At 40.9% G+C, this 12,520-nt stretch carries 12 protein-coding genes; all 12 read right to left on the bottom strand.

Going from position 1 to position 12,520, the window contains the following annotated elements; genetic code table 11:
- Window positions 1-164 precede the first annotated feature (164 nt).
- A complete protein-coding gene (locus AC075L_RS12625; protein ID WP_055054004.1) occupies window positions 165-692 on the bottom strand; it encodes an O-acetyl-ADP-ribose deacetylase in 528 nt (175 codons plus the stop codon).
- A 472-nt stretch (window positions 693-1,164) separates the two neighbouring features.
- Window positions 1,165-2,103, bottom strand: a complete 939-nt coding sequence (gene tsf, locus AC075L_RS12620) for a translation elongation factor Ts (protein ID WP_008703687.1) — start codon at window positions 2,101-2,103, stop codon at window positions 1,165-1,167.
- 100 nt (window positions 2,104-2,203) lie between these two features.
- Window positions 2,204-2,947 (bottom strand): 30S ribosomal protein S2, encoded by a 744-nt coding sequence (gene rpsB / locus AC075L_RS12615; RefSeq protein ID WP_022380890.1) that lies wholly within the window; start codon window positions 2,945-2,947, stop codon window positions 2,204-2,206.
- Window positions 2,948-3,273: 326 nt separating this feature from the next.
- Window positions 3,274-4,041, bottom strand: coding sequence for a pseudouridine synthase (locus AC075L_RS12610; protein ID WP_055153046.1), 768 nt, complete (start codon window positions 4,039-4,041; stop codon window positions 3,274-3,276).
- Window positions 4,038-6,095 (bottom strand): DUF6449 domain-containing protein, encoded by a 2,058-nt coding sequence (locus AC075L_RS12605; protein ID WP_055153044.1) that lies wholly within the window; start codon window positions 6,093-6,095, stop codon window positions 4,038-4,040. The genes AC075L_RS12610 and AC075L_RS12605 overlap by 4 nt, the downstream gene beginning before the upstream one ends.
- The gene (locus AC075L_RS12600) at window positions 6,070-6,972 is read right to left on the bottom strand and encodes an ABC transporter ATP-binding protein (RefSeq protein ID WP_055058424.1); all 903 of its coding nucleotides are present in this window, start codon (window positions 6,970-6,972) and stop codon (window positions 6,070-6,072) included. Before AC075L_RS12600 ends, AC075L_RS12605 begins: the two co-directional genes overlap by 26 nt.
- Window positions 6,969-7,343 carry a GntR family transcriptional regulator gene (locus AC075L_RS12595; protein WP_022380894.1) on the bottom strand — a complete coding sequence of 125 codons (375 nt, stop codon included), beginning with the start codon at window positions 7,341-7,343 and terminating at the stop codon, window positions 6,969-6,971. The genes AC075L_RS12600 and AC075L_RS12595 overlap by 4 nt, the downstream gene beginning before the upstream one ends.
- Window positions 7,344-7,693: 350 nt before the next feature.
- Entirely contained in the window at window positions 7,694-8,344 is a 651-nt protein-coding gene (locus AC075L_RS12590) for a CPBP family intramembrane glutamic endopeptidase (RefSeq protein WP_118409367.1), read from the bottom strand.
- A 188-nt stretch (window positions 8,345-8,532) separates the two neighbouring features.
- Window positions 8,533-9,180 (bottom strand): HAD-IA family hydrolase, encoded by a 648-nt coding sequence (locus AC075L_RS12585; protein ID WP_022380896.1) that lies wholly within the window; start codon window positions 9,178-9,180, stop codon window positions 8,533-8,535.
- 66 nt (window positions 9,181-9,246) lie between these two features.
- Window positions 9,247-10,257, bottom strand: coding sequence for a hypothetical protein (locus AC075L_RS12580; protein ID WP_022380897.1), 1,011 nt, complete (start codon window positions 10,255-10,257; stop codon window positions 9,247-9,249).
- Entirely contained in the window at window positions 10,241-11,497 is a 1,257-nt protein-coding gene (locus AC075L_RS12575; RefSeq protein ID WP_118409366.1) for a serine/threonine protein kinase, read from the bottom strand. The genes AC075L_RS12580 and AC075L_RS12575 overlap by 17 nt, the downstream gene beginning before the upstream one ends.
- A gap of 272 nt (window positions 11,498-11,769) precedes the next feature.
- Window positions 11,770-12,520: arginine--tRNA ligase domain-containing protein (gene argS, locus AC075L_RS12570; RefSeq protein WP_476387767.1), on the bottom strand; the 751-nt coding region annotated here is incomplete at its 5' end.

The following is a 12,520-nucleotide window of genomic DNA, read 5'->3' as shown; positions in this document are numbered from 1 at the left end:
TCCTGTGTACGCTTTCCCATCTTTGTTTTCGGATTTAACTGATCTGCCAATCGTTCCCCTCCACGGGTATGTTGCACAATCTCTGCACCGGTCAACTCAGCCAACATGTCCGGCATATGATTTGCCGTTGTAAAACTGTTTCCTAACATCAATATTCTCATCTTCTATATTCCTTTATTATGCGCATTTACTTCTATCGCATAAACCAATTCCGTATGTTCATCAAACAAAACCCACTCCACCAGATCAAAATCATCTGGATGTTCCTTCAAAAATCCAGCAACTGTATTTACTGCAATTTTTGCTGCAAGTCCAACCGGAAATGAATACACTCCTGTAGAAATTGACGGAAATGCGATTTTTCTGATTTTGTGTTCCAGTGCCAGCTGCATAGAAGATAAATAACAGCTTGCAAGTAATTCTTTTTCATTTTGATTCCCACCATTCCATATTGGTCCTACTGTATGGATAACATACTCACAAGGGAGCTTATATGCTTTTGTAATTTTTGCCTTCCCTGTCTCACATCCATGTAATGTTCTGCATTCTTCCAAAAGTTCTGGTCCTGCTGCTCTGTGAATTGCTCCATCCACACCTCCGCCACCAAGAAGTGAATTATTCGCAGCATTTACGATTGCCTGAACATCTGTAATTTTTGTAATGTCTCCTCTGATTGTTTTCAACAATTCCATAATTTCTTTACTCACACTTTCTGTATTCTTCCAAAATGTCATTTGCTCCATAGATATTCTGGGAGTGTTCCATATTGCTGTTGCACATATTCAAAGATTTCTTCTTTACTCACACTCTATTCAGTTCCTGTTTTCTCTTATGTCCTGTTCTCAATCATACCACATTTCCAACCTTCCTACTACTGCCCAAATCCTTTTGCAATTTGAACCTCTATTCCTGCAAGTATTATAAATTGCTTTATAGTTAGCTATCGAAATCGCCACATTTTTCTTAAAAATCATGCGAAGTTTTCGTTAAGAAGTTCGTACGCAGGTTTTACGAAAACCATGACGAACATTTTACGAAAATCCGTTTAAAAAGTTACATGAATTTATAATGCAATATATGAAGTGGTGTATATAAGAAAAACCCTTGAAAATACTGGATTTTCAAGGGTTTTAAGACTCTTTTTAAAGTTCTGCAAAAACCAGATTACTGTGCCATCTGTTTTGCAACTTCTTCTGCAAAGTTCTCTTCTTTCTTTTCGATACCATCACCTGTCTCGTAACGTACGAAACCTTTAACAGTGATCTTAGCACCGTTTTCTTTAGCAACCTGCTCTACGTATTTAGCTACAGACTGTTTTCCGTCTTCAGCTTTAACGTATGTCTGGTCAAGAAGGCAGATTTCTTTAAGCTCTTTTTTGATACGTCCTGTAATCATTCCTTCGATAACCTTAGCCGGTTTCTGGGATTCTTTCGGATCGTTCTGAATCTGAGCCATAAGGATTTCTTTCTCATGCTCAATGTATTCTGCGCTTACTTCGCTATCGCTTGTGTACTGTGGTTTCAGAGCTGCAATCTGCATTGCTACGTTCTTAGCCATTTCTTTAACAGCATCGTTAACTACGTCTGTTTCAACGTCTACAAGAACACCGATCTTACCGCCCATATGTGTGTAGGAAGCAACGAAACCGTTCTCTTCTGTAACCTGAGCAAATCTTCTGATGTTCATGTTCTCGCCGATAACTGCGATCTGAGCTGCAAGAGCTTCTTTAACAGTCTTAGTTGTATCAAGTGCCCATGCTTCTGCAAGGAAAGCATCGATATCTGCTGCTGTTGTGTTCATAGCCTGAGCTGCTACATCTGCAACGTAGTTCTGGAATTTTTCATTCTTAGCTACGAAGTCTGTCTCAGCGTTAACTTCTACAACAACTGCTTTCTTTCCGTCTTCGGAAACTAAAGTTTTGCAAAGACCTTCTGCTGCTACACGGCTTGCTTTCTTCTGTGCTGTAGCAAGACCTTTTTCGCGAAGGAATTCTACTGCTTTATCCATATCACCTTCTGTAGCTGTAAGAGCTTTCTTACAATCCATCATTCCGGCGCCGGTCATTTCTCTTAATTCTTTTACCTGTGCTGCTGTGATAGCCATTTCATTTTCCTCCTGAATAATATTCGTAAATCGCCCGGAGGGGCTTTTCCTTTTTCAATGACAGGAAAGCCTGTCGGCTTTCCTGTACTGGTTCAAAAAATTATTCTTCTGTAGCTGCGAACTCTTCAGATTCAGCTTCGATTTCACCGCCTACATCTGCAGTACCCTGTTTTGCTTCGATAACAGCGTCTGCCATTTTGGAAACGATTAATTTTACTGCACGGATTGCATCATCGTTACCCGGAATTACATAATCCAGTTCTTCCGGATCACAGTTTGTATCGCAGATACCGATAAGCGGGATTCCTAATGTATGAGCTTCCTGTACGCAGATTCTTTCTTTCTTAGGATCTACGATGAAGATTGCATCCGGAAGTCTCTTCATTTCTTTGATACCGCCGATGTTTTTCTGTAATTTTGCAAGTTCTTTTTTCAGCTCAATAACTTCTTTCTTAGGAAGAACGTCAAATGTTCCATCAGCTTCCATAGCTTCGATTTCTTTCAGTCTTGCAATACGGCTCTGGATAGTTTTGAAGTTTGTAAGCATACCACCTAACCATCTCTCGTTTACATAGAACTGTCCGCAACGCTCTGCTTCTGTTTTGATAGCATCCTGAGCCTGTTTCTTTGTTCCTACGAATAAGATGCTTCCACCGTCTGCTACGATATCAGCGATTGCATTGTAAGCATCGTCAACCATACCTACAGACTGCTGTAAGTCGATGATGTAGATACCGTTTCTCTCTGTGTAGATGTATGGAGCCATTTTAGGGTTCCATCTTCTTGTCTGATGTCCGAAATGTACGCCTGCTTCTAAAAGCTGTTTCATTGAAATAACGCTCATGTTTGTTCTCCTTTTTTGGTTAATTTCTTCCGCCCGGTTCTTTTTCCTGGGGACCCAGCCTCACACCGCAGGGCACCATCCGCGGGAATCTCCGAACGTGTATATTTTTGCACACGCAATAGATGCGCATGACTCGCAACTTCTGTAGTATAGCATACAAAAACCCTCCATGTAAAGAGGGTTTTTTGCAAATTTTTTATTATTTTTACAGTTTCTTCCAGGTTCTGATCTGCTTCTGACAAACTCAGTTTCCTGCACTTTACCGACACATGTTATAATGTCCATTATATCAGCGGACAATCAACCATGTATTCTTACAATTTTACTTATTTTATGACAACACTTTCTTTTAATCTCTTTTCTTCTTCTGCAGTCAACTGTCGGCATTCGCCTTTTTTGAGATCATCCGGCAATGTCAATACTCCCATGGAAATTCGTTTCAGATAGACGACTTTCTTTCCTACTGCTTCTGTCATTCGCTTGACCTGATGGAATTTCCCCTCTTTGATCGTAAGCTGAATTTCTGATGACCATCCTGACGGGTACTGTTCCAGTTCTGTCTCTTCAACTTTTCTTGTACTGAGGATCTTCAGTTTTGCCGGCATTGTGGGATTTTTTTCTCCGATTTCCAGACCATCTGCGAAGCGCTGCACATCCTCTTTGGTCATACATCCGTCTGTAACCGCATAATAGGTCTTGTCCACATGTTTCTTTGGAGAAAGCAATTCATGCGCCAGTGCTCCGTCGTCTGTGATCAGAAGCAGTCCTTCCGTATCTTTGTCCAGTCTTCCCACCGGAAACAGGCCTTTTCTGTCTGATGCTACAAGTTCCATCACTGTTTTGTCCCGCTTATCTTCTGTGGCACTAACATACCCTGCCGGTTTGTGCAGAAGATAATAGACAAATTCCGGTGCCTGGGAAATTCTGTTTCCGTCCAGAACTACTTCATCCTCTTCACTGACCTTGATCTCCGATTTCTTTGCAGGCACACCGTTGACCTGGACTTTTCCTTTTTGAATAAATTTTTTTACCTCACTTCTGGTTCCTGCTCCTGCATCTGCCAGGAACTTGTCCAGACGAACTGCTTTCTTCATTCTTCTTCCTCGCCAGTTTCTACTATTTTCTTTATAAATTCCGGCTCTTTCGCTTTCAGTACAGCAAACTCTATTCCGTTTAGCGATTCTCCGGCAGACTCTGTACTGTTCAGAGCCACTTTCACACTCACACCCGCCTCCGTTTCCAGCCATGCCGGACACTCCCATTCACGGATCAGGCTCTGGGCTAATTCTTCTTTCTGTTCAGAATCTGTGACATCCATTTCTTCTGCATTATATGTCACTGAATAATCGTACTGTTTCAGATTTTCTTTTTCCATAACAAAAGCATAACCTTTTTCTTTCAGGAAAACAAGTGTCCGCTTAAATGTCGGGAAAATATATCTTCCTACTTCTGCATAGGATTCCGGTGCAATATGCTCATCCATATCTGCATAGGAAGTAGCGTAAAGCTCCATCTGTCCACACGGGATTCCTATAAGTTCCTGCGGTGAGGCTTCTGCTATATCCTGTTTCAGCAGATCCAGCAGCTTCTGACTGTCAGATTTTTCCAATGTTACAGAGTACTGATCATCTAATTCATTTAAAGGATCTACTGTTATAAAAGACACTTTCTGTCTGTACTTTTCCAGAATATCATATTTATTATCTTTTAATGTTCCCTGCTCATAGCATGCTTCCAGCAGTCTGCCAAGCTGCTCCGCTGTCACTATATATTGTCTGGTAATATCGAAACCGCTCTTCTTTTTAAACTGAACTCCTATTTCTGTTCCGCTGCACTCCTTACTGTTCTGATAAGACGCAATTTCTTTTAACACTTCATAGATTTTATCTGACATTCCTGCATCTGTCCATCTGCCATAATTTCCGCCCATAAAATAAAAGAGTCTGTCCAGTTTATATGAACCAGAACTCACTTCCATCTGCGGTTCATTCACACTCTCAGTTCCTATCCACTCCAGATTCAGACTGATTCCCTCAGTTTTTGCCATTGTCGGAATTCTTGTATCATATCCGATGGCATCTGTGTGTAATATCCAGGCACTGACAGCTACACATATTCCCAAAAGCATAAGCTGCAGCTTATGTGCTGCCATTTTACGGAAATCCATTGCAAAAATAACCTGCAAAATTCCATAAAATACAACTGTCCCCAGCACAAGCCCGAATATCCACCAGCCAGTCCTGTTCTCTTCCGGTCCGATCAGCGCAAACATCGTTCCAATTGCCAGAGCAGCAGGGATTACGACCATAAACAAAAGGATTGGTTCCAGAAATCCGTAAACAAAAGATTTTCCTGTTTTCTCAGCTGGACGCTTTGTATATGCCAGATATGCACATACTGCCAGAACAATCAGAAGCAGTATCCCGCCCACTATAATGATCCAGAAATTCTTTTGTCCTGAATAAGTCCGCAATGCCACGGAAATAGATACAGGTGAAAGAAAAACAGATATCTTTTCTGCCATTCCCTCTTTAAGTCCCATATTCGTTCTGAAATACATCATTTCCAGCACCCATAAAAGAATGCCCAGTACCGGTCCGTAAAGGTAAACACAGCATAATGACAGAATACCTGCCAGAATATTTCCCGCAATTGCCAGTGCCAACACTGCTCCGAAATACAGCAGCAGATACATAAGCAAATGTTCCAGAAACATTTTCCCCGCTGCCGTGATCAGATGACTACCATGTCCTTTGCTGACTGCAATCGCCATTGTGATCAGTTCCATGATCACATATGGAACCAGATACAGCACCAGACCTCTGATTGCTTTTTCCCAAAAGAACCTGCTTCTTGTTACCGGAAGACTGTGATAAAAATCAATCTTATCTCTGGAAAAAAGATACCAGAATTCATTCAGGGCATTTACAACGGCCGCAAGCATTGTAACCAAAAAGCCTGGAACTATCAGATAGGAACAGATCATGGCAAAAGTCATCCTGTGGATTTCATCCGTCTGATTTCCGATCAGCATCAGTTCTGCTACCGGAAATGCAACCATAAACCCCAGTAACAACAGCACCAGAATCCAGGTACTGCCTTTTAAGCTGCTTCTTAATGATCTACCAGAAAATGTTTTTGACTTCATAGCCTGCCACCTCCGTTTCGCTGATAAATATCTCCTCCAGTGTCAATGGAATCACTTCGCAGAATATTGGATTCTGTGTCTGTACTTTCTGAAGTATTTCTTCTCTGGTCCCTCTTGCAGTAAGTATCAGAAGTGATCCCTGATGTTCTTTCTTTAAAACGTCCAATTCTTTCAAAAGTGCTTCTTCTTTTGTCTGATCCGGCAGTACACACTGGATCTTATGGATATGGAATTTCATGTCTTCCAGTTCTCTGGATAAAAGAATTCCTCCTTTGTGCAGGAATCCTACATGGTCACACACATCCTCCAGTTCTCTCATATTATGAGATGCGATCACCGGGGTAAAATCCCGATTCATGATTTCAGACACAAACAGACTCTTTACTGCCTGACGCATGACCGGATCAAGTCCATCGAACGTTTCATCGCATAACAGATATTTTGTCCCTGCACTGATTCCCATAATGACCAGAAGCTGTTTCTTCATTCCCTTGCTGTAGGAACTGATCCTGCGTTTCTCATCCAGATGAAACTGGTCCATTAATTTACTGTAACGGTCAGTCATAAAGTCCGGATAATATTCTCTGTAGAAATCTTTCAGATCTGCTGCCGTATATCCCTGTGGAAAATATCCACCGTCTGAAATGTAAAATATCTGCTGTTTTATCTTTTCATTCTCATAGACCGGTTCCTGATCCACCAGGATTTCTCCTTCGTCCGGCTTTATCACTCCGGCAGCCATTCGAAGCAGCGTGCTCTTTCCTGCACCGTTGGTCCCTACCAGTCCGAAAATCTGGCGTTCACCGATTTCCATTAATACATGGTCAATGGCATGGATCTCTCCGAAAGCTTTACTGCAGTTTCTAATCTCTATCATGATTCGTCCTCCTTTTCAAAGATTTCCGCAAGCATTTTCTCCAGTTCCTCTCTGTTGAATCCTGTGTTTCTGCCTTTCTGTATCAGTGCTGTGAATTCTTTTCGGTAGCTCTCTCTGTTTATCTTCTGTACCTGAGAGCTGTCTGCTACGAAATTTCCTCTGCCTTTTACAGGATAGATCAGTCCCAGTTTCTCCAGCTCCATATATGCACGCTGGATCGTGTTGGGATTGACGGACAGTTCTGTGGCAAGCTGCCTTACTGACGGCATCTGCGATCCCGGCAGCAGGACACCGTTCAGGATTAGGATCTGAAATTTATCTGTAACCTGTTCATAGATTGGACGCCTGTCCTGATAATCCAAAACAATCACTGGTGATTCCTCCTTTCTGTTACGTGTTTCATGATGTGTTGTTTTATTTTATGCGTGTATTTAGTGTATTAGTTGTATTGATACATTCATAATACAGAATACTGTTGTATCTGTCAAGTACTTAATAGCTAAATACTTATTTGTCAAACAGATATTCTCTGTTTAATTCAGTAAAAGGTTATTTCCGAATCCTAATCAAACTGTTAGGTTTTACTCTTTCCAGTACATCTAAATTTCCGTATACTGATTATTTTCTTTTTGCCTTAACATAATCTTTTTTCTAATAACAAAGACACCTGCATGTGTACTGTCATTCCACAATTGCAGATGTCTTTATCTTGTCTCTATTTTTATATCATTCTTTTCTTTTTTCTTATACTGCACATCTTTTCGAAATGGGTAAGGCAATATACCACACTGATCAACAGAATCAGATAGATCAATATGAGAATCTGTACCCCATATTTCACGGAATACAAATCCAGTGCATATTCTGAGATAAGCAGTGACCAGATGTTTGCTCCCATATGGAGCAGCATACTGCTGTAAGTATTTCCACTCATTTCCAGTATCCATGCAAATGCAGTTCCGAGGATACTTGCGTAAATTCCCTGTACGATATTTCCGTGATAGATACCAAATATCAACCCGGAAATCACTGCTGCCACCGGCATCTTCAGCCAGTCACGCAGACGCAGATAGATTAACCAGCGGAAGATCATTTCCTCCGCCGCAGGTGCAATAATTCCCATCCAGAAAATCATCATAAGAAGTGATTTTCCTTCTGTAATTCTGGTCATGCTTTCCTGGTAGGCACTGCTGTTGATAAATGACTGAAGAATTGCCATCAGGAAATTTCCATACTGTGCAAGTCCGGCTCCTGCCAGAAGCAGAAGAATTATTTCCAGTAAGGAAAGCGGTACTTTTTTCTGTGCCGGGATCAGACCGCCGGCAATTCTTCTGACTTTATCTCTTCGATAAAAATACAATGCCGGGATCATAGCCAGAATTCCTGTTAAGCCGGTAAGAAAAATCGTGTAATTATAATATGTCTCAGCTGAGTTTGCCGCGGTTCTTGCAAATACTGCCAGCGCAGTTCCTGCAACGATCTGTGAGATTATAAAGTGGATTCCTACCGGATATCCTGCCCTCCAGATTTTAAAAACAATATTTTGTTTTCGCAGAGGGCTCAGGCGAAAAAATCTACGATTCCTTCTGCAGAATCAACAATTTTCAGAGGTTCTGCCTGTTTAAGCTCTTCTTCTGTTCCATATCCAAAAGAAACTGCAATGCATTCCAGTCCAGCTTTGCGTGCTCCGTATACATCATGTTCTTTATCTCCAACCATAATAACCTGATCTCTGTGTTTGTCCATATTCAGACGTTTCAGAACATCTTCGATCACTTCTGTCTTGTTTGTTCTTCGACCATTCAATTCGCTTCCGCCGATTTCTGTGAAGTACCGGGTAAGTCCAAAATGATCCAGGATCTGTCTCACATATACTTCCGGTTTAGAGGATGCTACTGCGAGAATATATCCTTTCTTCTCCAACTGTGCCAGCATGTTCTCAATTCCCGGATATACGGCATTTTCAAAGATTCCTGTCACAGAATAGCGTTCTCTGTAAATTTCCACCGCCTGTTTTGCGGTTGCCTCATCAATCTGTGCATATTGCATAAACATCTCCATAAGCGGCGGTCCTATGAAAACCTTCAGTTTCTCAAGGTCCGGTTCAGGCTTTCCAATTCTCTCCAGTGCATACTGAACAGATTTCGTGATACCCTCTCCGGATTCTGTTAATGTTCCATCTAAATCAAACAAAATTACTTTGTACATAGGTTCCTCCTGTCTCAGAAAAATTGATATAATATGATAAATTATAGCATTGTTTTCCTGAAGCGTCTATGAGGAAAAAATCCGGGGATTCATTTTTATCAGCTTTCCGCCTTGAGAGATAACCAACAATTCTATTTCTTTTACATTTTCATCTTCCGTATCCGGTATGATCCAGTCTCCTTCCCAATGCCAGGGACATTCTGTTTTGTTAAGCCGAAAAGAAAGAATCTGAACAGAGCCCCGGGATATTATCTGAATTCGCGGGGTATGGAAACTATCTGTATTTTGTGTGCAATGAAACTTAACAGCTTCATCTTTTACATGCGTGTATTCAACAGTATCCCCCTGGTTTTCTTTATTCTGAAACACTTTGGAATTACCTGTATTCTTGTTTTCTTTTTCTGTTTTCTTTGCTTTATTTTGTTTCTTCTTATTTTTCTTTTTTGACAGCTTAGGAGTTGGGGGCTGAGTTGATTTGGGTGTTTTTGTCGGCTTCGGATTTTTCGCAGGTTTAGGTGTTGGTACAGGTATTGATGTTGGGGTGGGTTTTTCTGATATCTTAACAGCGGATTCATTATCCGTCCGGGATGTTATCTGCATATTGTTATCTGTCTGAGGTTGAGCGTTCCATGCAGAATTATTATTCCGGGCATTATTACTCTGAACGTTATTATTCTGGGCATTATTATTCTGGACATTATTATTCTGAGAATTATTGTTCCATTGACTGCTGTTATTCCAGTCAGTGTTATTCTGCTGTACACCATTCCATTGCTGTATATTATCCTGTGTTCCGTTTCCTGTATCAGAATCATACTGATATCCATTGTCCTGCGTCTGATCGTTCTGTGCAGGAGTTTCTGATGTGTTGTCTCCAGTCTGCCGGTTATTTTCCCACGTATTCTCCCAACTGCTCTGATTCCACTGCTGTTCCTCATGCCATTGCCAGCTGCTGTTTTCTCCATTTCCTACATCAATATCAAAACCTCCCATCTGCATGGCAGAGATAGTCGAAGTCAGACACAGACATAAACATACAGATATCACAATCCAGAGTCTGTTATGATTTTTCTTCACTCTTAGTCATCTCCTTTTCCCACAATCTCAGATTTCTGCTGACTGTATCGTCTAACATTGTTTCTTTCGACTTATATTCTGTCCATAGTGCCTGACCGGCTTCCTTTTGCCCGGTACGGAACAGGAACATTCCATATTCACCGTATCCGGCTCTGTAAGTTTCATCATAAAGAAGTATTTGCTCATAGTAGAATCCTGCATTTTCATAATTTTCCTGGTACTCACTGTTTACTGCCAGAAGCTGTAATATCTTTCTGGACTCCTCTTTTTCAGTGCATTGTTTTTGTAATTTTCGCAGTCCGGTATCTGCCTGTTCACAGATTTTTTCCCTGTCCGCTTTACTGCCGTTTTGAAATTCTTCCTGATAATAAAGGTCTGTAATATCAGTTAGCTCTTCATAAAAATCAAATGTTTTGGAACCGGATACCAGATCAGAACTAAACAGAAGAAAAACAGTTATCACTGCAAAAGCAATACTGCTCCCTGCCAAAACCAACATATTTTTAATTTTACTCTGATTTTGTCTCTTCTGGATTCTGCTTAGTTTTTTCTGTACAGTCTTCATATTTTGATAACGCATTTCCGGTTTCTTCATGCAGCATCTGAAAATAAGCCAGAATAATGACATGTTCCGAATGAATAACAGACAATCTGTTTTTCCACATAAGGCAGATAATGTTTTTCCAAATGTATAAATATCCGTTGCTGCATTTATCTTTCCCTCATATTGTTCCGGCGCAGCAAAACCGGCAGTGCCTGTACATACTTTATGGTGATATTTATATCCGTTTACAGCACCGCCCAGATCAACCAGATATAATCTTCCATTCTCACCCAGCATCAGATTGTCAGGCTTCAGATCTCCGTAATAAACCGGTGGTTTCTGACCATGAAAATAGGAGAATACCTCTGAAATTTCCATTCCATATTTAACGATTTCATTTATGGAAAAATGTTTTCCGCCTCTTAAACACTCACCCAGCGATTTTCCCTTGACATATTCCATAACAAGGTAGCATTTCCGGTTATCCTCTATATAATCTATCATCTTTGGCAGAGACGGATGTGAAAGCTTCAAAAGCATACGTGCTTCACTTTTGCCGGATGCCGGTATTTCTTTTACCGCCCACAAAACGCCTAGTTCCAGATCTCTGGCAAGGTAAACTTTCCCTCCACCGCCTTTTCCAACAGGCTCCAGAATACAGTAACGCCCTTTTAATACAGTTCCAGATAAATTCACTGGTTCACCTCCTGTTCAATTGTCAAACAGATAAAATCATCAGATTCTCTACTTGCTCATAACCGAATAACTGCTCCGCAGTTTATCTGAGCCAAGCAGATATTCACAATTCGTTTAAAATAAAAATGGAAAATGTGATGAAAGAATTTCATCACGTATAGATTAGATAAATACAGAATAGCACACTTCGTTCTTTTTGAAAAGCCCCATTTACAATATATGTAAACAGGGCTTAGTGTGCCAACAAGTTGATTTATTGATGAATCTTATTTTTACATTCTGTCCGGTGCAGAAAATCCAAGAAGATCGATACATGTCTCCAGAACTTTCTTAGTGAGTTTCAGCAACTGGATGAAGGAAGCTTTCTGTGCTTCGTTCTCTTCGCTGAGGATCTTTGTCTCATGATAGAAGCTGTTGAATGCATTGGATACTTCGTAAATATATGCACAGATCTTATGCGGTGCTTTTTCTTCAAAGGCGTTCTCTACGGTTGCACCAAAACCTGTCAGCTGAAGCATCAGGTTCTTCTGGCTGTCGTTTACAGGATCAAGGATTGTACCTGCTTCAAGGTTGCCGCCCTCTTCTGCAAAACGGTTCAGAATAGATTTGATACGAACGATCGTATAAAGGATATACGGACCTGTATTACCTTCAAATGATGTAAATCTGTCAATATCAAAAATGTAATCCTTGGTAGCCTGATTGGAAAGGTCACCGTATTTGATTGCGGAAAGCCCTACGATCTCTGCAGTTTCTTTCGCATCTTTATCTTTCACGCTGCGATTCTCAACAATCTTGGTAAACATCTCTTCGTTGATGTCTTTAATGAGAGTTTCCAGACGCATAACGCCGCCCTCTCTTGTCTTGAACGGTTTTCCGTCTTTTCCGTTCATGGTTCCGAATCCAAGGAAAGAAAGCTTTGTATCATCTTTTACAAGCCCGGTCTTTCTTGCACAGCGGAATACTTGGATAAAGTGAAGTTCCTGACGTTTGTCTACCACATACAAGATCTCATCCGGGTTA

It is taken from the genome of Blautia sp. ZXY-1-B12, from assembly GCF_056339915.1.
Note: the sequence above shows the minus strand (reverse complement) of the source record. Positions and strands in the feature narration are given on the sequence as shown.